Source organism: Streptomyces sp. NPDC097129 (assembly GCF_055668065.1).
The window spans coordinates 458,273-481,239 of sequence record NZ_JBVOQE010000003.1 but is presented as its reverse complement, the minus strand read 5'-3'; the positions used below and the strand labels follow the sequence as shown (position 1 = coordinate 481,239).

The following is a 22,967-nucleotide window of genomic DNA, read 5'->3' as shown; positions in this document are numbered from 1 at the left end:
ACGGGTGCGGTCACGGCACCTCGTGCACCACCGCGACCGGCTCGAAGCCGATCCGGGTGCGCGCCCCGCCCTCGGCCCAGACCACTTCCACCCGACGGTCCGTCACCGTCACCTCCGCCACCACGCCCGCCAGGTCGGCACCGTCCCCCGCGCCGAGCGCGGCCAGGCACACATGCACCGACGTACCGCCGGCCGCACCGGTGAGCCGCGGGACCTCGGCCCAGCGCGTGTACGCCGTGCCCTGCGGGGCGCGGACGGTCTCCACCGCGCCGTCGAAGCCGTACAGCGGGTGCAGCGCGGAGAACAGGCCATCGCGCGGACCGGTGGCCCAGCCCGTCTGGTGGACCCGCGCCCCGGGCGGCGCCCCGACCACGCGGTGCACCCGCAGTTCGTACGGCCCCCTGGCCACGGTCACGCTCTCCACCCGCAGCCCCGGCACCATCGGCGCACCGCCCGCGAACACCGGCCGGTGCCAGGACGCCGCCCACCCCCAGCCGTCGCCGTGCCCCGCGCCGAGCGGACGCAGACGGCGCCGCACGCTGCCGCGGCCGTCGACGCGCACCGACAGATGGTTGTCCGCCACGTTGTCCGGCGCGGTCGGCCCGGTCCGCGTCGAGTACGCCTGGCGTCCGTAGTGCGGATCGTCCTCGGCCGCCGACTCGCCCTCGTGCGGGCGCACATGGTCGCTGCCGTGGTTGTGCAGCCGTACGATCCCGTCGGCGCGCGTCGCCTGCACCAGCAGGCCCGGCGCGGGCAGCGCCAGCACCCGGTCGGCCTCCTCGACCGGAGCGGGCTCCTCCCGCGCGGTCCACAGCGCGTGGTCCGCCGGAGCGAGCAGCGCGACGAACGCCTTGGAGGCCCAGTAGGGCGACGCGGGACCGGAGTACGACTGCAGGCTCGCCTCGTGCGTACCGTGCCAGCCCAGCGTCAGCAGCCCGTCCTCACTCAGAGCCCCGCGCTCGAGGAAGTAGCGCAGGCTGCCGCTCGCCAGCCGCCGCGACGCCCCGGGTGTGAGCGGGGTGTGCCCGGTCAGCGCGCCCAGCGACACGGCCGCGGAGGCCGCGAAACGGTACGTCAGCGAGCGGCCGTAGTGCAGCGGCGCCCCGTCGGCGCCGAACATCAGGGCATGGCCCTCCAAGTGCTCGCGCAAGCGGGCGCCGTAGCGCTCCAGCGGTTCCCGGTCGCCGGACAGGTGGGCGTCCAGCACCGGGTACAGGTGCAGCGCCCAGCCGTTGTAGTGGTCGAACGCCCGCCCGTCGCCGTCGGCGTACCAGCCGTCGCCGCGGTACCAGCCCTCCATCAGCTCCCGCGCCCGCTGCCGCGCCGCGGCGGTCTCCGCGTCGCCGCGGCCCACCGACTCCAGGAACCCGGCCACGGTGTACGGGAAGAGGTACCAGTTGTTCGGCGCGGGCGTGTGCCGCAGCGCCCCGCGCAGCCACTCCTCCGCCCGGTCCTGCACGCCCGCGTCCAGGTGCTTCCACAGCCAGGGCGCGGTCAGCCTGAGGCCGAGGGCGACGGAGGCGGACTCCACCATCGGCTGGCCCTGCACGTCGTGGTCGAGGATCAGCGGCCACGACTCGGTGTCGTCCCGCCCGGCGGTGCGGGTGCCCGCGGTGAGGCCCTCGGCGTACCGCTCCAGCCAGCCGCGCGGGTCGTCGCCGCCCGCGCCCGCGACGCGGAAGGCGGCGGCGAGGAAGGTGCGGGCGTACCCCTCGAGACCGTCGGAGCGCACGCCCGAACGCGAGGGGCGGCCGGGCAGGTCCAGCAGCGCGCCGCCCGGTGTGCGCCACCGCCAGGCAGCGGTGAGGAGCCCGTCCGCGACCGCTTCCCAGTGGGCGCGGGTGTAGCCGGTGTGCGGGCTGGACGCCGGGTCCCGCGGCGGCAGTTCGAAGGGGGTGCTCATGCGAGGAAGGCCAGCCTTTCGCGTCGGACGGGGTGGAGGAAGCCGGCGCCGGAGGCCCAGCGGGCCGTCTCGGCGGCGGCGAGATCGGCCAGGCGGCGCCACTCGTTGCCCTGGGAACCGGCGAGGTGCGGGGTGATCAGCACGTTGTCGCAGTCCCACAACGGGTGTTCGGCCGGCAGCACTTCGGGATCGGTGACGTCCAGGACCGCGCGGATGCGGCCGGCCAGCACGGCGTCCGTGAGCGCGTCCTGGTCGATCACCGCGCCCCGGGCGGTATTGATCAGGACGGCGTCCGGCCGCATCGAGTCGATCAGCGCACGACCGACCAGGCCTCGCGTCTCGGGCAGCAGCGGCGTGTGCACGCTGACGGTGTCGCAGCGCGTGAACAGCTCGGCCGGTCCGACCCGCTCCACACCGAGCGCGGCGGCGTCGGCGTCGGTGACGTACGGGTCGTGGAGCAGCACCTCGACGTCGTGCGGGCGCAGCAGCTCGATCACCCGGCGGCCGATGAGCGACGCCGAGAGGATGCCGACCGTGCGGTGGTGGTTGCCGACCGAGCGGGGGGTGGCCAGCGCGTCGACGCGGCGGCGCAGCGCGCGGTACTCGCGGGCCCGTTCCAGGGCGCGCTTTCCGGTGAGCAGGATCATCGACAGCGTGTACTCGGCCACCGGCAGCGCGTTGGCGGCGGCCGCCGAGGACACCTCGATGCCCCGCTCCCAGCAGGCGTCCGTGACATGGCCGCGCACGCTGCCCGCGGTGTGCACGACGGCCCGCAGCCGGGGCGCCGCCGCGAGGACCGCCTCGTCCAGCGGCGGGCAGCCCCACCCGGTGACCAGCACATCGGCGTCGGCGAGCAGGGCCCGGGCCCGGTCGGTGGTCAGGTCGTCCAGCACCGGTGGCGGCGCGAGGTCGCAGACCCGGCCGAGCGCGGCCAGCGAGTCGGGGTCCAGGACGGCCGCGGCGGCGGCCCGGGACATGGCGAGGACGGCGCGCGGGCGGAAGCCGGGGCCCGGCGATGACACGGTCATGGAACTCCTGTCGTGCGCGGCTTACTTGACGGCGCCGGCGGTCAGCCCGCTGCGCCAGAAACGCTGGAGGAGGACGAAGGCGAGGATGAGGGGAAGGACGGCGAGCAGCGAACCCATGATCACCACCGGGTAGTACTCCGGCGACACCGACGCGGAGCTGTTCCACGTGTACACGGTGACCAGCCCCGGCCCGAGCATCCTGAACGCCACGCGCGCGTACGTCGTCAGCTCGCCCGCCCCGTCGATCCGGGCCGCCTCCAGCACCTCGTCGGGCACATAGCCCTGAGCGAAGATCCGGCCGAGAGATGTCGCGGGCGACGCCGTCGATGGCGAAGCCCGGCACCTGCGGATACTCGATGGTGGCCACGTCCGGGGCGTTGCCCGCGCGGGCGGCGTTGCTGAGCTTGGCGTAGCCGCCCTGACCGCCGGAGGGGATCTGCTGGAAGTCGACCCGGACCGTGCGGTGGGTGCGGTTGAACGCGTCGACGACCTCCTTGCTGCCGCGCAGCGCGGACCAGAAGGTGATGCGGGTGACGGTGCTGCCGCGCGACGCTGCGTCGCCCGGGCCGCCGCACGCGCTCACGCCCGCGGCGAGCGGTGCGGCGGTCATCGCGGCGAGCACGGACCGACGGCCGGCCCGGCGGCTCGGTCGACCTGGCATGGGGCCTCCCGCGGCTCCTGCGTGTCCGGGACATGTCCGGGACACGGCTGTTCGGGGACACCGGCATCCTCGGGCGGCCGACCGTAAACGGTCAATGGATCGCTCAGAAGAAAATAAAACGTTCAAACGCTCACTGGGTCGACCGGCCGTCCGGAGCCCGGGTCGAGCCGCGCACCATCAGGGAGGGCAGCAGCTCGACGTGCTGCACCGCCCCGTTTGCCGGCCCGCCGGTGTGGCCGAGCCGGCGCAGCAGCAGCTCGGCGGCCACCCGGCCGACCTCCGCCTTCGGCGGGGCCACCGCCGTCAGCGGAGTGCTGCCGAGAGCCGCGACCACGTCGTCGTACGCGACCACCGAACAGTCCTCCGGCACCCGCACCCCGTTGTCCGCGAGCTGCTGGACCAGCATCAGCGCGTCCACGTCGCCGTGCAGCACCGCGCCCGTCGCCCCCACCTCGCGCAGGGTCGCCGCCAGGTCCGCGGTCTCCTGGTCGGTGTACGGCCCGTCCTGTCCCGCCTCCGGGGAGCTGAGCAGCCATGCCCACTCCTCGACCAGCGGGTGCGCCCCGGCGATCTCCCGAAAGGCGGCCCGCAGCGAGCGGGCGGTGGGGCTGTCGTCGCGGGTGGCGAACACCAGGCGCCGGTGACCCAGCCCCACCAGGTGCTCGACGGCGAGACGGGCGCCGTGCACGTGGTCGGAGCAGACGGAGTCCATCGCGTGCAGCACGCTGCCCGGCCGCGGCCGCCGCTCCATCAGTACGGCCGGCACCTCCAGCGCGGCCAGCCACGCGTGGTCGGCCTCCTCCACGGCCCGGCTGCGCCAGCGCGGCGCCAGCAGCAGCCCGCGCGCGCCGTCCGCCAGGGCCCGCTCCACCAGCGGCCGCTCGGCCCCGGCCACCTGCGGTGCGATGTGCAGGGCGATTCGCAGTCCGGCCTCCTCCAGCACCGTGCGGGCGCCGTGCAGGGTCTCCGAAAGATACGAATGCCGCTCGGGTACGACGACGGCGACCGCGTCCCCTTCGACGGCGCCCCCGGCGGGCTCCTCCCGCGCCGCCGGCGCCGAGCGCACGACGCCGTGCCCGCGCCGCAGCCTGCCCTCACGGGTCAGCTCCTCGACGTCCCGACGCACCGTGACCACCGACACCTGGAGCTCCGCCGCGAGGTCGCGCACCCGGGCGGAGCCGCGGGCCTGCACCGCGGCGAGGATGCGCTGACGCCTGAGATCGACCGGCTCCCGCACGTGTGCCTCCCCCGAGCCGCGGATGTTCGTTTGAGCGATTGGGCTCATCATAACGATCGCCGACGGGGCGGGGAGGGGTGGAACGGATTCAGGTCGGGGGACTCCGTCAGAGGCGGGGCGCCGCTGCGACCGCCGAGGCCGGCGGGCCGTGACGCGGGGCGGCGGCGGGAGTCAGTCCCACAGTGGGTACGTGACCACCCGGTCGAATCCGCTCGGCCGGCCGTCGGTGTAGGTCAGCGTCATCCGCGTGTAGTGCCGCGTGTGCGGGTGCTTCTTCCACGGCTTCGGCTGGTCGAGTCGTACCGTCACCGCGTAGGAGTGGAAGCGGCCCGCCGCGCAGTAGGGCTTGCAGTCGTTGACCGCGTTGACGCCCTCGCCCACCGCCGCGCCCGCGCCCCACCGCTTCCAGTGCAGGGAGGCGAGGCGGCTGTTGCCGTCGCCGCAGGCCAGGATGAAGTCGGCGGGGCGTACCCGCGGATGCCACAGGCAGTCGACGAGCACCGGAGCGGGCACGCGCCGCGCGGTGTGGGCGGCCGGTGAGGCCGAGGACACCGGCCCCGTCGCCGCCGCCAGTGAAGCGGCGGCACAGAGAATCAAGGCCGCCCTCAGCGTGTGTGTGCGCATGGTCCGCTCCCACTGTCGTCCGCACCGCGCCCGGTCGCCCGGCAGAGCGGAAGAACCGTCTCGTGCCGGGCGACGACGTCTGCTCCGACGCTACGACCGTGGCGCGAAACGCACCACTCATCCGGAGCAACCAACCCCTGATGGTGACATCCCCGTTATCATCGCCTAAGCGCGAAAACAGATGATGTGTCCCTGAAACGGGGCTTTCGTCCCGGCCGGAGTGATCATGTCCCGCAAGCGTCCGTCGGACGACGGCGACGAGCTGCTGGCCAGGCTCGGTACTCTGACCGCCCAGGCACGCGAGCGCGCGGAACTGCAGCGCTCGCGGGTCGAGCTGGCCATCGCCCTGCAGCGCGGCATGCTCCCGGCCCACCTGCCCACCGCGCCCGGCTTCCACCTCGCCGTGCAGTACACACCGGCCAACTCTGGGCTGAGCGTCGGCGGTGACTGGTACGACGCGTTCACCCTGCCCGACGGCCGTATCGGGCTGTCCATCGGCGACGTCCAGGGACACAACATCGACGCCGCCGCCTTCATGGGCCAGGTCCGGGTCGCACTGCGCGCGCTGGCCTCCGTCACCAGCCACCCGGGCGAGCTGCTCACCCGGACGAACGACCTGTTGCTGACCCTCGGCACGGATCTCTTCGCCACCTGCACCTTCATCCGGCTGGACCCGGCGACCGGGCTGCTGGAGAGCGCCCGGGCCGGCCACATACCGTTCGTCTGGGCCACGGCCGACGGGCGTTCCGGCATCGCCGAGGGGGAGGGCGGCCCGCCGCTGGGCGTCCTGGACGGCATCTCCTACCCCGTCGCCCGCCATCACCTCACCACCGGCGGAGTGTTCGTCCTGGTCACCGACGGCGTGGTCGAGGGCCCGGCACTCGGCGTCGACGAAGGCCTCGACCAGGTGGTCCGCCTCGCGGGCATCGCCGCGGTCGCCGGCCTGGAGGCCACGTCGCTGGCCGCGGCGGTGATCAGGGGCGCGGAACGCGTCGGCCACGCCGACGACGCGGCGGTCCTGGTCGTCGGCCACGACGGCCTCCTGCCCCGGGAACAGTGAGGGGCGCCCGACGGCCTGTGGCCCCGGGAACGCTGAGGGGCGCCCGATGGCCTGCTGCCCTGGGAACGCTCAGGGGCGCCCGATGGCCTCCTGCTCCGGGGAACGCTCAGGGGGCGCCCGGCGCCGCCCGCGTTGCGAGAGGGGTCACTGCGGGGACGGCGCGGGCTCGAGCCCGATCACCGGAGCGGCTGCGGGCCGACCACGGTTTTCGTGTCGGCTGATCGTTGGGTCGGCCGCGGGTCGGCCCCGAATCATGCCGGGTGCCGGGTGCCGGGTGCCGGGTGCCGGGTGCCGGGTGCCGGGTGCCGGGTGCCGGGTGAGGGTGACGGGTGACCGCTGACGCGTGACGGGCGACGGGTCCCGGATTCCGGCCGTTGCGTGCCCTGGCGCGGCTCGGCACTGGCTCCCTCACGGAACAGTCGGGCTTTCCCGCGACGGTCCAGCCCGTGCGGAGCGGTCCCGCCCTCGGCATGGCGCCGCCGCGGGCGGCCTTCGGGCCTTGGGTCGGCACCGGGCCGTTGCAGGGCCTGGTGAGCGGTCCGATGCCGAAAGGGGCGGAGCCCCTCGCCGGGCGGCCGGGTCCGCGCTGAGTGGCCCGGCCGAGCCTCTTGCGGGGCGGCGGGGCCTGCGTTGGGTGGCCTGGCCTGGCCTCGCCCCTCGCCGAGCGGCCGGTCCCTCCCCGAGTGGCCTGGCATCCGCCCCCGCCGCGGAGGGGCCTCACTCCCCGCGGAGCGGCCTCGCTCCCCGCGGAGCGGCCCCGCTCGGCCATAGGGCGGGATCCCGGCGCGTCATGGGGCGCTGTCGTGGGGGTGGCGGTGTCTTATGGCGGTGTGGTGGCTTTCCAGGACCTGCGGCGACCGGCCGTGATCGCGCTTCAGGCGCTGGCCGTCGCCGCCTGCTACTACGCGGCCGGCCGGCTCGGGCTGATGCGGCAGCTCGTGGTCGAGGGCTCGGTCGTCACCCCGGTCTTCCCCGCCTCCGGCGTCGCCGTCGCCGCGCTGCTGATCCTCGGTCTGCACGTCTGGCCCGGCATCGCCGTCGGCACGCTGCTGCTCATCGCGTCGATCGCCCCCGTCCAGATCGACGTGCTCGGCACCGTCGCCGGCAACACGCTCGCCCCCGTCTGCGCCTGCCTGCTGCTGGGCCGGGCCGGCTTCCGGCTCAGCCTGAGCCGGTTACGCGACGGGCTGGCGCTGGTCTTCCTCGGCGCCCTGAGCGCCATGCTGATCAGTTCCTTCGCGGGCGCCGGTCTGCTCGTCGTCACCGGCAAACTGCCCGCCGGAGACTTCTGGCCGGTCTGGCTGGCCTGGTGGGTCGGCGACGCCATGGGCGTCCTGATCGTCACCCCGCTGCTGCTGATGCTCTACACCCTGCGCCGGCCCCTGGTGCTGACCCGGTGGAAGGAGGCGGTGGTCCTCACCCTCATCACCTGCGTGCTGGTCCCGCTGTCCACCCACTCCACCCTGAGCATCCTCTTCCTCGTCTACCCGCTGCTGATCTGGGCGGCCCTGCGCTTCCGCCTTGCCGGCAGCATGCTGTGCGCGCTGCTCACCTCGGTCCTGGCCACCGTCGCCGCCACCGACCGTGTCGGCCCGTTCGCCCAGCTCAGCCGCATCGAGGTGATGGTCAAACTCCAGGCGTTCAACGGCTCCATGGCCCTGACCGCCCTGCTGCTGTCGGCCGTGATCACCGAACAGCTCAACACCCGCCGTTCGGTGGAGAAGGCCTGCCAGGAACTCGTCGAGGTCCTCGAGCACCTCACCGCCGGCGAGCCGCCGCCGCCGCGCGCATCCCGCGACCGCACCGACCGCTGACGGGGCCCCCTGCCCACCCTCGCGGAATCCGCGCACGACCTGGAAAGATGAGCGGGGTCAGGAACGATCTACCAGGGACCGAACCAACCGGAGGAGCGGGCACACATGCAGCACGAGCGAGCGGGCAAGCAGGCCGGACCCGAGGACCTCGTCGACGTCGCCCGGCTGGTCACCGCGTACTACACGCTGCACCCCGACCCGGACGAACCGGGCCAGCGCGTGGCGTTCGGCACGTCCGGCCACCGGGGCTCGTCCCTGGCGACGGCCTTCAACGAGGACCACATCGCCGCCACCAGCCAGGCCATCTGCGAGTACCGGCAGGCCCAGGGCATCGACGGGCCCCTCTTCCTCGGCGCCGACACGCACGCGCTGTCCCAGCCCGCCCAGGCCACCGCGCTGGAGGTGTTCGCCGCCAACGACGTCACCGTGCTCATCGACAGCGCGGACGGCTACACCCCCACCCCGGCGCTCTCGCTCGCGATCCTCACCCACAACCGCGGCCGCACCTCCGGCCTCGCCGACGGCGTCGTCGTCACCCCCTCGCACAACCCGCCCGCCGACGGCGGCTTCAAGTACAACCCGCCCAGCGGCGGCCCCGCCGGCTCCGAGGCGACCTCCTGGATCCAGGACCGCGCCAACGACATCATCCGGGCCGGCCTGAAGGACGTCCGCCGCATCCCCTACGCCCGCGCCCTGACCGCCCCCACCACCGGCCGCTACGACTACCTCGGCGCGTACGTCGCCGACCTGCCGAGCGTCCTCGACCTCGACGCGGTCCGCACGGCCGGTGTCCGCATCGGCGCGGACCCGCTCGGCGGGGCGTCCGTGGCGTACTGGGGACGTATCGCCGAGCAGCACCGCCTCGATCTGACCGTGGTCAACCCGCTCACCGACCCCACCTGGCGCTTCATGACGCTGGACTGGGACGGCAAGATCCGCATGGACTGCTCCTCGCCGAACGCCATGGCCTCGCTCATCGCGCAGCGCGACCGCTTCCAGATCGCCACCGGCAACGACGCGGACGCCGACCGGCACGGCATCGTCACCCCGGACGCCGGGCTGATGAACCCCAACCACTACCTCGCCGTCGCCATCGACTACCTCTACCGCCACCGCGAGCAGTGGCCGGCCGACGCCGGTGTCGGCAAGACCCTGGTGTCCTCCGCGATGATCGACCGGGTCGCCGAGAGTCTGGGCCGCCGCCTGGCCGAAGTGCCGGTCGGTTTCAAGTGGTTCGTCGACGGGCTGCTCGACGGCTCCCTCGGCTTCGGCGGCGAGGAGTCGGCCGGCGCGTCGTTCCTGCGCCGGGACGGCTCGGTGTGGACCACCGACAAGGACGGCATCCTGCTCGCCCTGCTGGCCTCGGAGATCACGGCCGTCACCGGGCGGACCCCCTCGCAGCACTACGCCGACCTCACCGCCCGCCACGGCGAGCCCGCCTACGCGCGCACCGACGCCCCCGCCACCCGCGAGGAGAAGGCGCTGCTCGGCAAGTTGTCCCCGGCGCAGGTCGGCGCCAACACCCTGGCCGGGGAGGCCGTCACCGGCGTCCTCACCGAGGCCCCTGGCAACGGCGCGGCCATCGGCGGCATCAAGGTGAGCACCGCGAACGCCTGGTTCGCGGCCCGGCCTTCAGGCACCGAGGACGTGTACAAGATCTACGCCGAGTCCTTCCTCGGCCCCGACCACCTCAGCCGGGTGCAGGAGGAGGCCAAGGGCGTGGTGCTGGCGGCCCTCGGCGGCTGACCCGGCGCGTCCGGCCGCCCCGGCCCGCCCGCCGCGGTCGCCCACCCCGGGCGGCCGCGGCGGCGCGTCCGGTCCGGCCGGCGTGACTTGATCCCCTCGTCGGCCGGTGACAGGATGCGGGCTCGCCGGTTTGTTTACTTCGGGACAGTCGCCCGGAGCGAGCGCGGAGGGGTCGGCCGTGGCGCTGCAGGAACGTGCGGTCAGAACGCGCCGAACCATCCTCCTGGCCGCGGCCACCGTCTTCGCCGAGGTGGGCTACGAGTCCGCGACGATCGCGCAGATACTGCGGCGCGCCGGGGTGACCAAGGGCGCGCTGTACTTTCACTTCCCCTCCAAGCGCGAACTGGCCGAGGCCGTGCTGGCCGACCAGCTCGGCGCGGTACCCGAAGTGCCCGCCCAGGACCTGGTGCTCCAGGAGGCCCTGGACACGACCTTCCTCGTCGCCCACCTCCTCAGCCGCGGCGACCCGCTCGTGCGCGGCAGCATCCGCCTCACCGTCGAACAGGGCGTGCTGTGCGAGGAGTTCGACCGGCAGGCGCCGATGCGCGGCTGGGTCTCCCGCAACGCAGGACTGCTGGCCCGGGCCAAGGCGCGCGGCGAACTGCTCCCGCACATCGACGTGGAGGCGGCGGCGCGGATGTTCGTCGCCGCGTTCACCGGCGTCCAGCTCCTGTCGAAGATCCTGACCGGCCACGCCGACCTGGCCGAGCGGACCGCCGACATGGAACGGCACCTGATGGCGAGCATCGCCGTCCCCGCCGTCCTGCTCCAGCTCGACATGGCCCCGGACCGCGGCGCCCGCGTCCACCAGCAGCTGTGCGGCCGGGCGAACCGGCCGCCGGGCCGGTCGTCCTGACTACCCACCCGGCCGGCCGCCCGGCGTGCGCCGCGGTCAGATCCAGCCGTCGAGCGCCTTGAGGAACCCTTCCAGATCGTCACGGTGGAGGGTGTGGCCGGCCCCCGGCACCGCCCGCACCTCGAAACCGCGGCCGCGCAGCAGCTCCGCGTCACCCTGCCCGACCAGGAAGCTCGGGTCGGCGAGCGCCACCAGCGACGGGACCTCCGCGTGCCGCGGCACGAAGCCCCGCAGTGGCGCGCCGCCCAGGAAGTGCGCCGTCCGCGGGTCCCAGTCGGCGAGCGTGGCCAGTTCCACGTCCACGTCGTCGTCCGCCCAGCGCGGGTTCAGCGCGGTGATCTGCTCGCGGGTGGCGTCCTTGAACCCGGTGAAGAGCGTCGGGTCCACGGCCGCCTGCGGATCGGCGGTGGACCAGGCGGGGTCGGCGTACACCGCGCGGGCGGGCCGCAGCCGGTCCACGGCGAGCAGCAGTGACAGGCCGCCGAGCGAGTGCCCGATGGCCAGGTCGGCGCCCGCCGGGAGCGTGTCGGCCAGGTCGTCGGCGAACAGCTCGGGGGAGTAGGCCGCGGCGCGCGGGGAGGCGCCGTGGCCGCGCAGGTCGACGGCGATCACGCGGTAGCCGCGGCCGGCGAGCAGCGGGCCGACCCGGTGCCAGGTGCGGGCGTCGGACATGATGCCGTGGACCAGCAGCGCGGTCCGCTCGCCGGTACCCCATTCACGGGTGTTGAGCAGCACGGTCGTCCTTCCTTTCGGGTGTGCCCGCTCGCGCGGGCGGCTTGTGGCGGTGGAGGGTCAGCGGTGGCGCCCGGTGAGGTACGCCCGCAGCCGGGCGGTGTCCTCGTCGGCGGGCGCGGTGCGGTCGGGAGTGAGGGCGCTCAGGGAGACGTAACCGGCGGCGACCGCCGCGCTGTCGGCGTCCTCGCGCGTCTCGGTACGGCACCCCGGAGCGGCCGGGCACAAAGCCCCGCCGACCGTGAAGGTGCCGTCGGCGGCCTGCCGGTAGGTGTGCACGGCCACCGTGCCGTCGCCGACCCGGGTCCAGCGCTCGCCCTTCGGCTCGGCCGAAACCGCCGTCGCGTCCGGGTAGTTGACGTTCAGCACGTGGGCGGGGGAGAGCAGGCGGTGGGCGCGCAGCCGTCCCAGCAGCGAGGCGCCGTACCGGGCCGCCGCCTCGTACGTCGCGTCGCTCGGCAGCGTCGAGCCGTCCGCGACCCAGGCGCTGAACGCCACGGCCGGTACCCGCTCCTCGACGGCGGCCAGCGCGGCCCCGGCGGTCCCCGAGTCGTTCACCTGCGAACTCACGTTGGGCCCGGAGTTGACGCCGGTGACCACCACGTCCGGCGCCGACGTCCAGCCGGTCAGCGCCCGCAGCCCGCCGCGCAGCGCGAACCTGACGGTGTCCGCGGGCGTCGCGCTCGGGGCGGCCGCGGTGCAGGACGGCGTACCGGCGCGGCACAGGCCGAACACCGCGCCGGCGGCGGGCGCACCGGAGCAGTCACCGGCGTAGCGGGCGGGCAGCCGCGTCCGGCGCTGGGCCGCGAAGGTTCCGCTGTTGGTGACACTCGTTCCGGCGCCGCTCATGTACTGCCACGGCGCGAGCACCACCACGTCGGCTCCGGCCGCGCACAGGGCCTTGCGTATCTCGTACAGGCCGCGCCCGTCGGCGCCGTCGGCTCGCGCGGCCTGCATGGAGTCGTCGTTGCTCAGCAGCACCCGCAGGCCGGTGAGCGCGGGCCGCTCGGCGTGCCGGGCGGGCGCGGCGGGGGTGGTGGCCGCGCTCAGGAGCAGCGCCGAGCCGACGGCGGCCGTCACGGCTAGGGCGCGCGAGCCGCGGCGGAGGGCGGCCGGCCGGAAGCGGCGGCCGGGGGGATTGGTCTGCATGGGGGAGTGTCCGTTCTTGTTCGGATGTCTTCTTCTCGCCCGCCGGAGGCCGGTCACCGCACGCTGCGGATCGGGCGGACCGACAGCGCCCCGGCGACGGAGAGGACGGCCGCGGCCACGAAGAGGGTGGTGTAGCCGCCGGTGACCGTGACGATGACCGACGCGGCGAAGGGCGCCATGATCTGCGGGCCCGCGTTGGCGATGTTGAGCACGCCCATGTCGCGGGCGGCGTCCTCGGCGCTCGGCAGTACGAGGGTGACCAGCGCGGTGTCCACCGCCATGAAGCAGCCGAAGCCGAGGCCGACGACGCCGGCGAAGACGAGGACGGCCGGCCAGGTGGGGAAGAGGGCCGGGACCAGCAGGCCCAGCGCGGACAGCAGGGCGGAGGCGCCGACGAACAGTTTGCGCCGGTCGAGCCGGTCGGAGAGGTAGCCGCCGAGGACGGTGGAGAGCATCATCGCGACGCTGGTCACCGGCGTCACCACGGCCACCGCCTCGGCGGGTGCCATCCCGGCGGGCAGGTCGATGTGGTCCTGGAGGATGTAGACGAGGTAGGTGTTGACCAGGAAGTAGCCGAGCACGAGCAGGGCCCGGCCGATGAACGCCCAGCGGAAGTCGGCCACCTTCAACGCCCCGGCGAACGCCTTGACCTGGGCCGATACCGGCACGGACGGTCGCGCGGGGAGCCGTTGCTCCCGCGTACAAGTGGTGAACACGACGGCGGTCACGGCCACGAGTGCGCCGAAGAGCAGGTAGCCGGTGCGGTAGCGGTCGGTGAAGGCGGCCGCCACCAGCGCCCCGCCGATGCTGCCCAGCGGCAGGCCGAGGCCCACGGCCGCGGAGGCCCGGCCGCGGCTCTCCAGCGGTATCCGGTCGGGGACGACCGAGGTCAGGGCGGCCTGGTAGACGTTCATCACGGCCTGCACCAGGCACCAGCCGATGGTGATGAGCAGGACCGTGTGCACGCTGCCCAGCAGGAACGCGGCGGGCAGCGCCAGCAGCCCGCCGCCCAGGATCCACGGGTTGCGGCGGCCGGTGCGGTCGGACAGGGCCCCGGCGAGCGGGTTGAAGACGGTCGCGAAGACCGCGGCGATCCCGGTGACCAGCCCCAGGTTGGCCTCTTTGTGCGCCGGGTCGACATGCTCCACCTGGAGGGCGAGCAGGACGCCGGCGACGCCGATGTACAGCGCGTACATGGCGGTGTTGCCGAGCAGTAGCAGCGGCATCAGGCCGCGTGCGGGCCGGGCCGGGCCGCCGGGGCGGCCGGCGGCGGTGGCCGCGGGGGACGAAAGGGCCACGGTGCCCTCCTCGATCGATGTGGGCAGGCGGACCCGGGACCGCGACGGCCGGGCGAGGGCGTGGCGGACCAGGGAACGGCCGATGAGGGGATTGAACGGGTTACACGTGTCAGCGACTCGTGTGGCTTCATTTCTTAACAGTCACTGGATGACCTGAACAGACCCCTTGCACCGAAAAGATCCGAACGGAAAACAACAAAAGGCGAGATCGTGCCGGGTGTGGCGGATCGCCGCGGGCGGCATGGGAACGCCCTTCGGGGTTACCTGACGGGCATGGCGAAGCTGCATCTTCCGGGACGGAAGGAACATCGCAACGGGGAGGCGGAGAACCCGCCCGCACCGGAGCCCGAGGACCTCGGTCCCGGGCCCGAGGTGGAGCGCCGGGCACCGCAGGCCCCGACGAAACTGCCGAAGGGGGCGTGGCGGCGGATCCTCAAAGGGAGCCTGCGGGAGTTCAAGGACGACGAACTGACCGACCGGGCGGCCGCCCTGACGTATTACGGCGTGCTGGCCCTCTTCCCGGCGCTGCTGGTGCTGGTGTCCATCCTCGGTCTCACGGGCCGCTCGACCACGAACAAGGTGCTGGACAACATCCGGCAGCTCGCTCCCGGCTCGGCGCGCGACATCCTCACCCGGGCCGTCGAACAGCTGCAGGGCAGCGCCGGCACCGGATCCCTGATGGCGATCGTGGGAGTGGTGGTCGCGCTGTGGTCCGCGTCCGGCTATGTGGCGGCGTTCATGCGGGCGGCCAACGCCGTGTACGACATCCCGGAGGGCCGGCCGGTCTGGAAGATCCTTCCGGTACGGGTCGGCATCACCGTCGTCCTCATGGTCCTGGCGGCGGCCAGCGCGCTCATCGTGGTCTTCACCGGCGGCCTCGCCCGCAAGGCCGGTGACACCCTCGGTGTCGGCGACACCGCGCTGACCGTGTGGTCGATCGCCAAGTGGCCGGTGCTGGTGCTGCTGGTCACCGTGATGATCGCGCTGCTGTACTGGGCGGCTCCCAACGCCAAGGTCAAGGGGTTCAAGTGGATCACCCCGGGCAGCTTCCTGGCCCTGGTGATCTGGCTGATCGCCTCCGCCGGGTTCGCGATCTACGTCGCCAACTTCGCGTCGTACAACAAGACCTACGGCACGATGGCCGGCGTCATCGTCTTCCTGGTGTGGCTGTGGATCGGCAACCTCGCGGTGCTGCTGGGGCTGGAGTTCGACGCCGAGACCGTGCGGCAGCGGGCCATCGCGGGCGGAATGCCGGCCGACGCCGAGCCGTACACGCAACCCCGGGACACCCGGGCCTGGGACGAGGAGGACGTGCGCCGCCTGGACAACAGCTGACGCCGCCGCGCGCTTGCGCCTCGCATCCGGGGCCGTCGTCCGTGACCGCCGGACGGCGGCCCCGTCGCACACCCGTCCACCCGCTCACCGTCCGGTGTGGTCCGCCGCGCATCCGCGCCACCGGTAGCGGCCACGCCCCGTTGGGTAGCCGTGGCGCCGCTGCAGTGACGGTTCTGCACCCGGACGGCCGACTCCCGGACCGCGGCGCCGACGCCCGCTCATGCCGTACGACGACGGGGAGTCATGCACGTGTGGACAAGTGTCGGCGCGCCGGAGCCGCCGCCCGCCCCCCTGGTCGGCCGCAGCCGCGACGTCACCCGGCTCACGGGCCTGCTGACCCGTCACCGCCTGGTGACCGTCACCGGCACGGCCGGCCTCGGCAAGAGCCGGCTGGCCGCCACCGCGGCCGCCCGGACCGCCGACGGGCCCTTGGGGCCCGCCGTCACCGTGCGCGTCCACGGCGGCGGGCCCGCCGCCGTCGGCACGCTGACGGCCACGGTCGTGGACGCCCTGACCGGAGCAGCGCCCACCCCCGGCACCCCGGCTGCCCTGAGCGGATCGCAGCGCGCGCCGGCCCCCGCGGCGGCGCAAGCCCTGGCCGGACGAGCGCCCACGCCCGGCGACCTCGCCGCCGTCCTCCCCGCTGCCCCGCTCCTGTTGTTCCTTGACGACGTCGACCCGGCCCACACCGAGTGCACCGGCCTCGTCCAGCGGCTGCTGATGGCCGCGCCCGCCCTGCGCGTGCTCGTGACGTCGCGCCGGCCCCTCGGGCTCGGCGACGAACGCGTCCTGCGCCTGGCCCCGCTGCGCACCGAGGCCCGCGACGGCGCCCCGGCCCCGGCGGTGCGGCTCTTCCTCGACCGCGCCCGGCGCGCCGCACCGGAGTTCGCCCCCGCGGACGCCGACCTGCCGGCGATCGGCGCCATCTGCGGCCACCTGGAAGGCAACCCGCTGGCCATCGAACTCGCCGCGGCCCAGCTCGCCCACCACTCGCTGGGCCGGCTCGCCGCCCTGACCGCACGCCGCCAGGGCTGGCTGTCCGACGCGCAGGCCCCCCTGCGGCGGCACCGCTCGCTGCGCGCGGCCGTCGGCGCCGACTACGTGCTGTGCGACCGGGACCTGCGGATGGTGTGGGGCCGGGCCGGCGTCTTCGCCGGCTCCTTCGCCGAGTCGACGGCGGTGTTCCTGTGCGCGGGCGGCGGCGTCACACCCGACCAGGTCCCCTCCTGCCTGGCCCGGCTCGCCGCGGCGGGCATCCTCTCCCCGGTCACCGACCCCGGGGGACTCGTGCCCGTCCGCTACCGGATGACGCGGGCCGCCCGCGAGTTCGGCGCCGAGCGGCTGCGCGAGGCGGGCGAGTACCCGGTCGCCGCCGAACGCCGCGCGATCCACTGCCGTCGCGTCGCCGCCGTCGCGGCCGACCTGTGGCACGGCGGCAGCCAGCGTCAGGCGGTGCAGCTCGCCGGTGACGAGCACGCCGACCTCACCGCCGCCGTCCAGTACGCCCTCACCGAACCCGGGCACGCCGGGACGGCCCTGGAGACGGTGCTCGACCTGTGGTTCTGGTGGGGCGTGTACGACCACGCCGAGGAGGGCGGCGACCACCTCATGCGGCTGCTCCCGCTGTGCGACCCCGACGGCCCCCACGCGGTACGGGCCATGTGGCTGGCGGCCTGGCTGCGGGCCGGCACCCGTCCGCGGGAGGCCGGCGACCTGCTCGCCCGGGCCTGGCCGGCGGCCGTGCGGGCCGGCGACGACGCCACCGCCGGCCGGATCGCCCACGCCCAAGGCGTCCTGGCGCTGCACCGGCACGATCTGCGGGCGGCCGCCGAGCACTTCGGGGACGCCGCGCGGATCATTCCGCCGGGAGCGCCCGGCGGTCCGTCCGCCGCGGTCGCCCTGTCCGCACTGGCCGTCGCCCAGGCGGCCTTCGCGCCGGGCGCCGCGCGCCGCAGCGCCCACCGGGCCCTCACCCGGCCCGACACCCGCGACGACGACTGGGCGTGCGCGGTCGCCCGCTACGCCCGGGCCTTCGTCGACCACCACCAGGGCCGCGCCGCCCGCGCCTGGCGCCGGGCCGGCCGGGCCCTGGCGGACCTGGACGGGCAGCCCGCGCCGCTCGGCGCGGCCGCCCTGCGCCGGCTGCTGGCGGACCTCGAGACGGGCGCCCCCGGCACACCCCGCGCGCCCGTGCCCCGCCCCGCGGACTCAGCGGCTCGGCGTCGCCCGAATGCAGTCGACATGACACGACCGGCCGCGCAGATGCCCGCTCCATATCGTCACATGATGTAACAGTACGGTCATGAAATCGCTGCAGAGAGTGATGACCCGTGCCGCCGCCCGCCCGTCCCGCCGTGCGAAGGGGGCGCTGGTGCTCGTGACGGCCCTGGCCGCGCTGAGCACGGCGGGGACCACGGCCGAGGCCCTGCCGCAGTTCGGCGCCGACTGGGACGCGATCGCCGCCTGCGAGTCCGGGGGCAACTGGCAGGCCAACACCGGCAACGGCTACTACGGCGGGTTGCAGTTCAGCCGGTCCAGTTGGCGCGCGGCCGGCGGGCTCAGATACGCGCCGCGCGCCGACCTCGCCACCCGGCGCCAGCAGATCAGGGTCGCCCGCCGACTGGCCGCCCAGCAGGGCATGTCGGCCTGGGGCTGCGCCTGACCCGTCAGCGGCGGATCAGGCCGAGGTCGGTCGCGACCGCCACCGCGGCGGTGCGCGAGTCCACGCCGAGCTTGGCGTACACCCGCGCCAGGTGCGACTTCACCGTCCCCTCGGTGAGGTGCAGCCGCCCGGCCACGGCCTGGTTCGACAACCCGTCGGCCACCAGGCCCAGCACCTCCGTCTCACGCCGCGTCAGCGACGTACCCGGAGTGCGCAGCCGGTGCAGCAGCCGGTCCGCGACGGCCGGGGCCAGCGCCGTACGGCCGGCCGCGGCCGTGCGCACGGCCGCGGCCAGGTCCTCGGGCCGCGCGTCCTTCAGCAGGTAGCCGGTGGCCCCGGCCTCGATGGCGGGCAGGGTGTCGGCGTCGGAGTCGTAGGTCGTGACGATGACGACGCGCGGCGCCCCCGGTCGCGCCGTGATCGCGGCGGTGGCCTCGGCGCCGTTCATGCCGCCCCGGAACTGCAGATCCATCAGCACCACGTCGATGTCGCCGCCGGCCGCCCGGACGACGGCCTCCTCGGCGGTGGCGGCCTCGGCCACCACGGCCAGGCCGGGCTCCGTCTCCAGGACGGCGCGCAGCCCGGCCCGCACCACGGGGTGGTCGTCGGCCAGCAGCAGGCGGATCGGGGCGTCGGTCACGGGCGGGCCTCGGGCTCGGAGTCGGTGGACGGGGGCAGCGGCAGTCGCACGCACAGGGCGGTGCCCCGCCCCGGCGCGGACGTGAGGGTGAAGGTGCCGCCGAGGTCCTGCACCCGTGCCCGCATGGCGGCGAGACCGAACCCGCCGCCCTCGGGGTCCGGGACGGGCAGCCGCCGCGGATCGAAGCCGGCGCCGTCGTCGACGACGTCCAGGGTCACCTGCTCGCCGAGGTGGGCGAGGGTGACGTCGACGGCGGTGGCGCGGGCGTGGCGCACGGCGTTGGCCACGGCGGACTGGGCGATGCGCAGCAGTGCGACCTCGTGCCCGGTGGGCAGCGGAGCCGGCGTGCCGGTGCGGTGCATGCGGGCGGCGAGCGGATGGCGCGCCGACGTGGTGACGCACAGCCGTTCCAGGGCGTCGGCGAGCGTGCTGCCGTCCAGCGCGGGCGGGGCGAGCGCGGCGACGAAACGCCGCGCCTCGGCGAGGTTGTCCACCGCGGTCTGCCGGGCCTGCTCGACATGGCCGGCCGCGGTGCCGGCAGCGCCGGGCAGCGCCCGCCCGGCCGCGGTCAGCAGCAACTGGATGCTGGAAAGCCCCTGCGCCAGCGTGTCGTGGATCTCGCGGGCCAGCCGCTCCCGCTCGGCCAGCACCCCGGCCCGGTGCTCGGCGGCCGCCAGGTCGGCGCGCGTCGCGGTCAGCTCCTCGATCAGCCTGCGCCGCTGCTCGCTCTCCCGGTACAGGGCCTGGTAGCCCCACACCACGGCCACCGCCACGGCCGCGCCGAGCGCCGGACCGATCGCCATCGCGGGAGAGAACGAGCCCTGGTGCGCGGCGAACCCCGCGATCGCGGCCGCCGCGGTCGCCGCGACGGCGGGCAGAGCGGCGCGCCGCCGCAGCAGGTGGAGCTGGAGGAAGTACAGCGGGAACGCCACCCACACCCCGTCGGCGGTCAGCGCCAGCAACCCCAGCCATACGACCCCCACGGCGCCCAGCCACAGCGCGGCCGCCCGGCGCGACGAGCGCACCCGCGGCAGCAGCGGACCGGCCGCGTAGACGAGCCCGCACAGAGCGGCGACGGCGGTGACCGCCGCGGGGTGGTCTCCGCCCGCGGGGGCGACGGCCCGGACGGCGGCCAGCGCGAGCAGCCCGACGACCAGCAGATGCAGGCACCAGGTCAGGGCCCGGGTCGTCGGGGTGGTCAGGGGAGAGGTGGTGGCGGTCACGGTCCCAGCGGAGGTGTTCACGGTGCTCACGGATCAGCAAGGTCTCCGGGCCACCCTACGGTCCGCCCGCCGGCCGCCGCCTCTGTCGAAAGGTGCAAGCGCCTTGGCACCTTCCGGCCCGCGAAGTGCACTCCCCGGCCAGATGCCCGCGCACCGGGCCCGGCGAGAGGGTGGAGCCGTTCCCCTTCCTCCGTAGAAAGGCCTGGCCGCAGCCGTGTTCGTCGCCTGGCGGGACCTCCGCTTCGCCAAGGGGCGGTTCGCCCTCATGGGCACCGTCATCGTGCTGATCACCCTGCTGGTCGGCCTGCTGTCCGGGCTGACAGCGGGCCTGAGCCGGCAGAGCACCTCGGCGATCACCTCCCTGCCCGCCGACCGCATCGCCTTCGACGCCCCCGCCGCCGGCCGCGACGTGTCGTACACCGACTCCACCGTCACCGAGGGGCAGTGGCGGCGCTGGGCCGCCACGCCCGGCGTCACTCGTGCCCAACCGCTCGGCATCACCCCGGCCAAGGCCACCGCCGGGCCGCGCAGCGCCGGAGTGTCCGTCTTCGGGGTGCTCCCGGGCTCCGCCCTCGCACCGGCCGGCGACCGGATCGACGACCGCTCGGCGGTGCTGTCGACCGGGGCCGCCGACGCCCTCGGCGTCGCGGCCGGCGGCACCCTCACGCTCGCCGGACACCGGCTGACGGTGGCCGCCGTACGAGGAGACGCGTCCTTCAGCCACACCCCGGTGGTGTGGACCAGCCTCACCACCTGGCGTGGCAGCGCACCCCCGAGCGGGAGCGCCGAGGCGACCGCGACGGTGATCGCGCTGACCACGGCGTCCGGCACCGACCTCGCGGCCACCGACACGCGGGCCCACACCGAGACCGTGTCCAAGGACGCCTCGCTGGCCGCGATCGGCTCCTACACCTCCGAGAACGGCTCCCTGCAACTGATGCGCGCCTTCCTGTTCGGGATCTCCGCGCTGGTCGTGGGCGCCTTCTTCACCGTGTGGACCATCCAGCGCAGCGGCGACATCGCCGTCCTCAAGGCCCTCGGCGCCTCCACCGGCACGCTGCTCAAGGACGCGCTGGGGCAGGCCGTCGCCGTGCTGGCCGGCGGCACGCTCGCCGGAACCGCCCTCGCCGTCGCCGTGGGCTCCCTGGTCGCCGGCCGCGCGGTGCCGTTCGTCCTCACCCCCGCGACGGTCCTGGCGCCCGCCGGGGTCCTGGTCCTGCTCGGCGCGCTCGGCGCCGCGCTGGCCGTGCGCCGTATCACCTCCGTCGACCCGCTGACCGCCCTGGGGAACGCCCGATGAGCCTGCACCTCGCCGACATCACGCTCACCTACCCCGACGGCGAGCGCCGCCTCACCGCCCTGGACCACGTCACCCTCACCGTGCCCAAGGGCAGCCTGACCGCCGTGGTCGGGCCCTCCGGCTCCGGCAAGTCCAGCCTGCTGGCCGTCGCGGCCACCCTGCTGACCCCGGATCACGGCACGGCCACCGTCGACGGCACCTCCACCACCGGCCTCTCCCGCGCCGAACTGACCGAGTTGCGCCGGCGGCGGATCGGGCTGGTGTTCCAGCAGCCCAGCCTCCTGCCCTCGCTGACGGCCGTCGAACAGCTCCAGGTCATGGCCCATCTCGCCGGACGCCGTCCCGGCGGCGCGCGCGTGAGGGCCCTGGAACTGCTGGACTCCGTCGGCCTGTCCGGTCAGGCCGCGCGGCGCCCCCACCAGCTCTCCGGCGGTCAGCGGCAACGCGTCGCCATCGCCCGCGCGTTGATGAACGAGCCGACGGTCCTGCTGGTCGACGAGCCCACCAGCGCGCTGGACCGCGCCCGGGGCGCCGCCGTGCTCGACCTGCTCACCCGTCTGACCCACGAGCGGGCCACGGCCACCGTCCTGGTCACCCACGACCCCACCCATCTGGCCTGCGCCGACCAGGTCGTGGAGGTCCGCGACGGGCGGCTGCGCGACGCCACGCGCGCGCGCTGAACCTCTTCGTCCTGCTCGGCGTGATCTTCTTCGGCGTGCTGTCTCTGCAGCGTCCGACGCGATCGTCGGCAACGCCCCGGTGCGGGACGGCGGTGTGGCGGGCGGGTTGCGGGCCACCGCGCCGCAGATCGGCGGGGCGTTCGGCACGTCGGTGCTGGTGTCGCTCATCGGCAGCCGGGTCGGCGCCACCCTCACCGGTGAACTGACCACGGCCGGGGTGCCCGCGCGCGCCGGCGGCGGACGCGCTCGGCCGGGCGAAGGGCGCGGTGGCCATGGGCGTCGCCCCGGTCTCCGCGCGGATGCCGGCCGATCTGAGGGCCGCCTTCGCGGAGGGCAGCCGTCAGGCCTTCATGAACCGTGTGCACACCGGCCGTTCTGGTCGCCGGCGTGCTGTACCTCCTCTGCGCCCTGTTGGCCGCGGCCGGTGTACGCCGTAACCCGGAGACGGCCCGGCACTGAGGGACACCGGGCTCCGGCACCCGCGGCGTGAGCGGCGCCGCGGGGGTCGACGCCGGGCGGGGCGTACCGCCGTCAGGTGTGGTCCACGAGGACCGCGAGGCCGGCGACGAGTCCCAGGAAGGCCGGCCCGGCCAGGACGCACACCACCAGCACCAGCCGGCCCGTCAGGATGCCGGCCAGTGCCGGCCCGCGCCCCTCGCCGCCCCGCCGCCGGCTCCGAAAGCGGCCCATGTGCCCGGTGGGGATGGCGATCAGCGCGCACAGCACCGCCATGCCGACGAAGACGCCCGGGTTGATCCAGGCCGGACCGGTGCCGAAGTTGCCGAGCGAGGCGACCGCGCCCAGGGCGAAGAACCCGCTGACGCTCGCGGCCCGATTGCGCCCCGCCCGCGAGGGCACCGCCCCCTCGCCCGCCGGCCGGGCGCGGCCGGTACTGCTCATGACCGGTTCCCTTGTGGTGTTCGGTGTCCAACCCGGCGCACGACGCCGGACCTCGAACGGGCCGCACTGGGCCGGCCGGCTCGACGCCGGGCCGACCAGCTCGACGTCGGGTCTGCCCG

General features: G+C 74.8%; 19 protein-coding genes and 1 pseudogene. 9 read left to right on the top strand and 11 right to left on the bottom strand.

Going from position 1 to position 22,967, the window contains the following annotated elements; translation table 11 throughout:
• Positions 1-10 precede the first annotated feature (10 nt).
• From AC0B9F_RS12890 to AC0B9F_RS12870, 5 genes and pseudogenes are all read right to left on the bottom strand, one after another.
• A complete protein-coding gene (locus AC0B9F_RS12890; protein ID WP_472001757.1) occupies positions 11-1,903 on the bottom strand; it encodes a DUF2264 domain-containing protein in 1,893 nt (630 codons plus the stop codon).
• Positions 1,900-2,931: a hydroxyacid dehydrogenase gene (locus AC0B9F_RS12885; RefSeq protein ID WP_472001755.1), complete on the bottom strand. Its 1,032-nt coding sequence runs from the start codon at positions 2,929-2,931 to the stop codon at positions 1,900-1,902. Before AC0B9F_RS12885 ends, AC0B9F_RS12890 begins: the two co-directional genes overlap by 4 nt.
• Before the next feature lie 21 nt (positions 2,932-2,952).
• A pseudogene (locus tag AC0B9F_RS12880) lies at positions 2,953-3,234 on the bottom strand (carbohydrate ABC transporter permease); the annotation flags it as partial.
• Between the two features lie 488 nt (positions 3,235-3,722).
• Complete coding sequence (locus AC0B9F_RS12875) at positions 3,723-4,829, bottom strand: substrate-binding domain-containing protein (RefSeq protein WP_472001753.1); 1,107 nt, start codon at positions 4,827-4,829, stop codon at positions 3,723-3,725.
• 171 nt (positions 4,830-5,000) lie between these two features.
• The gene (locus AC0B9F_RS12870) at positions 5,001-5,453 is read right to left on the bottom strand and encodes a hypothetical protein (RefSeq protein ID WP_472001751.1); all 453 of its coding nucleotides are present in this window, start codon (positions 5,451-5,453) and stop codon (positions 5,001-5,003) included.
• A gap of 226 nt (positions 5,454-5,679) precedes the next feature.
• Here AC0B9F_RS12870 and AC0B9F_RS12865 point away from each other — a divergent pair, with 226 nt between their 5' ends.
• From AC0B9F_RS12865 to AC0B9F_RS12850, 4 genes are all read left to right on the top strand, one after another.
• A complete protein-coding gene (locus tag AC0B9F_RS12865) occupies positions 5,680-6,513 on the top strand; it encodes a PP2C family protein-serine/threonine phosphatase (protein WP_472001749.1) in 834 nt (277 codons plus the stop codon).
• Positions 6,514-7,343: 830 nt separating this feature from the next.
• Positions 7,344-8,327, top strand: coding sequence for an MASE1 domain-containing protein (locus AC0B9F_RS12860; protein ID WP_472001747.1), 984 nt, complete (start codon positions 7,344-7,346; stop codon positions 8,325-8,327).
• Positions 8,328-8,432: 105 nt separating this feature from the next.
• Positions 8,433-10,073, top strand: coding sequence for a phosphoglucomutase (alpha-D-glucose-1,6-bisphosphate-dependent) (gene pgm, locus AC0B9F_RS12855; RefSeq protein ID WP_472001745.1), 1,641 nt, complete (start codon positions 8,433-8,435; stop codon positions 10,071-10,073).
• 178 nt (positions 10,074-10,251) lie between these two features.
• On the top strand, positions 10,252-10,929 hold the full coding sequence (locus AC0B9F_RS12850) for a ScbR family autoregulator-binding transcription factor (protein ID WP_472001743.1): 678 nt from the start codon (positions 10,252-10,254) through the stop codon (positions 10,927-10,929).
• A gap of 36 nt (positions 10,930-10,965) precedes the next feature.
• On the opposite strand, the gene AC0B9F_RS12845 is transcribed toward AC0B9F_RS12850, so the two are convergent.
• The 3 genes from AC0B9F_RS12845 to AC0B9F_RS12835 are packed head-to-tail and all read right to left on the bottom strand — an operon-like array spanning position 10,966 to position 14,108.
• On the bottom strand, positions 10,966-11,664 hold the full coding sequence (locus AC0B9F_RS12845) for an alpha/beta fold hydrolase (protein WP_472001741.1): 699 nt from the start codon (positions 11,662-11,664) through the stop codon (positions 10,966-10,968).
• Between the two features lie 57 nt (positions 11,665-11,721).
• Entirely contained in the window at positions 11,722-12,810 is a 1,089-nt protein-coding gene (locus tag AC0B9F_RS12840) for a 5'/3'-nucleotidase SurE (RefSeq protein ID WP_472001739.1), read from the bottom strand.
• A gap of 53 nt (positions 12,811-12,863) precedes the next feature.
• Positions 12,864-14,108, bottom strand: a complete 1,245-nt coding sequence (locus AC0B9F_RS12835) for an MFS transporter (protein ID WP_472001737.1) — start codon at positions 14,106-14,108, stop codon at positions 12,864-12,866.
• 273 nt (positions 14,109-14,381) lie between these two features.
• Here AC0B9F_RS12835 and AC0B9F_RS12830 point away from each other — a divergent pair, with 273 nt between their 5' ends.
• From AC0B9F_RS12830 to AC0B9F_RS12820, 3 genes are all read left to right on the top strand, one after another.
• Positions 14,382-15,443: a YihY/virulence factor BrkB family protein gene (locus AC0B9F_RS12830; RefSeq protein ID WP_472001735.1), complete on the top strand. Its 1,062-nt coding sequence runs from the start codon at positions 14,382-14,384 to the stop codon at positions 15,441-15,443.
• A 243-nt stretch (positions 15,444-15,686) separates the two neighbouring features.
• Positions 15,687-17,735 carry an ATP-binding protein gene (locus tag AC0B9F_RS12825; protein ID WP_472001734.1) on the top strand — a complete coding sequence of 683 codons (2,049 nt, stop codon included), beginning with the start codon at positions 15,687-15,689 and terminating at the stop codon, positions 17,733-17,735.
• A gap of 31 nt (positions 17,736-17,766) precedes the next feature.
• Positions 17,767-18,105, top strand: a complete 339-nt coding sequence (locus tag AC0B9F_RS12820) for a transglycosylase family protein (protein ID WP_472002141.1) — start codon at positions 17,767-17,769, stop codon at positions 18,103-18,105.
• Positions 18,106-18,109: 4 nt separating this feature from the next.
• Here the strand turns inward: AC0B9F_RS12820 and AC0B9F_RS12815 are convergent, their stop codons facing one another.
• Both AC0B9F_RS12815 and AC0B9F_RS12810 read right to left on the bottom strand, forming a co-directional pair.
• Entirely contained in the window at positions 18,110-18,745 is a 636-nt protein-coding gene (locus AC0B9F_RS12815) for a response regulator (protein WP_472001732.1), read from the bottom strand.
• Positions 18,742-19,968 carry a sensor histidine kinase gene (locus tag AC0B9F_RS12810; RefSeq protein WP_472001731.1) on the bottom strand — a complete coding sequence of 409 codons (1,227 nt, stop codon included), beginning with the start codon at positions 19,966-19,968 and terminating at the stop codon, positions 18,742-18,744. The genes AC0B9F_RS12815 and AC0B9F_RS12810 overlap by 4 nt, the downstream gene beginning before the upstream one ends.
• A 214-nt stretch (positions 19,969-20,182) precedes the next feature.
• Between AC0B9F_RS12810 and AC0B9F_RS12805 the strand changes: the two genes are divergently transcribed.
• A complete protein-coding gene (locus AC0B9F_RS12805) occupies positions 20,183-21,268 on the top strand; it encodes an ABC transporter permease (protein WP_472001730.1) in 1,086 nt (361 codons plus the stop codon).
• The gene (locus tag AC0B9F_RS12800) at positions 21,265-21,948 is read left to right on the top strand and encodes an ABC transporter ATP-binding protein (protein ID WP_472001729.1); all 684 of its coding nucleotides are present in this window, start codon (positions 21,265-21,267) and stop codon (positions 21,946-21,948) included. The genes AC0B9F_RS12805 and AC0B9F_RS12800 overlap by 4 nt, the downstream gene beginning before the upstream one ends.
• A 531-nt stretch (positions 21,949-22,479) precedes the next feature.
• Here AC0B9F_RS12800 and AC0B9F_RS12795 read toward each other — a convergent pair.
• Positions 22,480-22,848 (bottom strand): DUF4190 domain-containing protein, encoded by a 369-nt coding sequence (locus AC0B9F_RS12795; RefSeq protein ID WP_472001727.1) that lies wholly within the window; start codon positions 22,846-22,848, stop codon positions 22,480-22,482.
• Positions 22,849-22,967 lie beyond the last annotated feature (119 nt).